The 962-nt window shown below is 30.6% G+C and carries 1 protein-coding gene; it reads right to left on the bottom strand.

Going from position 1 to position 962, the window contains the following annotated elements:
* Positions 1-59 precede the first annotated feature (59 nt).
* Positions 60-938 carry an ankyrin repeat domain-containing protein gene (locus V7150_RS24790; RefSeq protein WP_335523577.1) on the bottom strand — a complete coding sequence of 293 codons (879 nt, stop codon included), beginning with the start codon at positions 936-938 and terminating at the stop codon, positions 60-62.
* Positions 939-962 lie beyond the last annotated feature (24 nt).

Here is a 962-nt window from a genome sequence, read left to right as displayed (position 1 = left end):
GTTGTAAATCCGCATTTTCGGGACGTTAATCCTAAAAAAGATATTGATTATGTTAAAGTCTATTGATCTAACAATAATGCTCTCATTTCATCCGTGGTTGCATAATCTATGGCCATTTTTCCTTGATTATTTTTTATATTTTTGTCAGCTCCATGCTCAATTAAATATTTAACAGTGTCTAAGGAGTTGTTAGAACTAGCAGCAATCAATGGAGAAAAAAGTTTCTCACTAATATCGTTGTAACTGTAGCCTTCATTTACATCCAATCCTACCTCTTCAATGAAATAATCTAGTAACTCTACATAATTATATCTAGCAGCCTCTACTACTGCTTGTTGATTTACAAGTGCTCCGGCATTTAAAAGTTCCTTAAATATCAATGTAACTTCATGTTCATCTTCTTTAGTATATTTATGTTCTACACGTCCAAGATTAAAAAATTGTGTTGCTTCGACATATTCAGAAATAACTTTTCCAGAAACAACTTCATCAGCACCATTTGATAAGAAAAGTTTTACTAATTCCAAATCTCCTTTATCGTAGCTACCTAAAACACAAAAAATCGGCCATGTTCCAGTATCAGGAACACGTTGCACTGCCCCTTTTTTTATTAAAAGCTTTGCAGTTTCATAATCTCCTTTAGAACCGGCAATACATAATGGTAAATCAGCATAATATTCACCATCAAAATATGTCGGAGCATTTACCTCTAATCCAGAATTAATCAATTTTTTTATTGCTTTTTTATCTGGAAATTCTTTAAGATATAGTTTTGAAAATTCCTCAGCCCTTTCATAATCCTTTTTTGAATATTCTTTGATTAGTGAATGAGTCGAAGTATAAGACTCATATTTTTGACCAAATCTTTCTTGATACTTATTTATAGATAATAAAGCTATAAACAAAATAAAAAGGATAAACCACCAATATTTTTTCATAATCTTCTCCTTTATTAGCTAATT

This window comes from Neobacillus drentensis (assembly GCF_036965245.1).
Lineage (GTDB): Bacteria > Bacillota > Bacilli > Bacillales > Cytobacillaceae > Neobacillus > Neobacillus drentensis_G.
Note: the sequence above shows the minus strand (reverse complement) of the source record. Positions and strands in the feature narration are given on the sequence as shown.